Genomic DNA, 844 nt, shown 5'->3' with positions numbered 1-844 from the left:
TAGGGCGTGTCCCTAATCTGTAAAAGTAAGTATAAAGGCTTTAAAATAAAGAGACTATTTCAAACAGGGCTCTCTAAATTATGGCAAGAACAGTGCTCACCGATAATACATGGGAACAACTCCAAAGTACCATGAAGGCTCATGGCTGTCATACTTGGAAAAACGACAAACAAGTCATGGAAGCCATATTGTGGAAACTTCGTACAGGCGCGCCATGGCGTGATATACCGAGTGAGCTATGTCCATGGAAAACGGCCTACAACCGTTTTAATAGGTTGTCAAAAAAGGGGTTGTGGGAACAATTTTTTTTGACCTACGAGCAAGTATTGATGAAGAATGGGTATTCGCAGACGGAAGCTATATCCGCTGTCATCAGCATTCAAGCGGCGCAAGACGAGGAGAGCTTCGAGCTACTGGAAAGTCACGAGGTGGAACCACTACCAAGATTCATCTCGCCGTCGATTCGCATGGAAACCCGATTGATTTTAAAATCACTGGGGGTGACGTCCACGACAGCCAAGCGGTAGATGATATTATAGAGATGCTAACGGATGCGACCTACTTTATTGCTGATAAAGCTTATGATTCTGAAACCATTAGAACTAGGCTAAAGCAAGATAACATAAGCCCTGTCATCCCTAAAAGAAAAAATGCTAAACAACCAGATGTAGCGTTTGATCACTATTTATATAAACTACGACACTTAGTTGAAAACACGTTTGCAAGGCTAAAGCACTTCCGTAGTATTGCGACTAGATACGAGAAATTGGCTCGTAATTATAAGTCTATGCTGTATCTAGCTTGTACTATGATTCATTGCAAACTGAATTAGGGACACGCCCTA

The 844-nt window shown here is 42.1% G+C and carries 1 protein-coding gene; it reads left to right on the top strand.

Features of this window, described 5'->3' with window-relative positions:
• Nucleotides 1-80: 80 nt before the first annotated feature.
• Nucleotides 81-832 (top strand): IS5 family transposase gene (locus JMX82_RS14175; RefSeq protein WP_145990073.1). Its coding sequence is split into 2 segments (ribosomal slippage): nucleotides 81-309 and nucleotides 309-832, totalling 753 coding nucleotides; the frame shifts between segments, so codons are not numbered across the junction.
• Nucleotides 833-844: the final 12 nt, after the last annotated feature.

The sequence above is a fragment of the Psychrobacter sp. 1044 genome, from assembly GCF_904846525.1.
Taxonomy (GTDB): Bacteria; Pseudomonadota; Gammaproteobacteria; order Pseudomonadales; family Moraxellaceae; genus Psychrobacter.
This window is presented reverse-complemented; position numbering and strand designations above follow the sequence as displayed.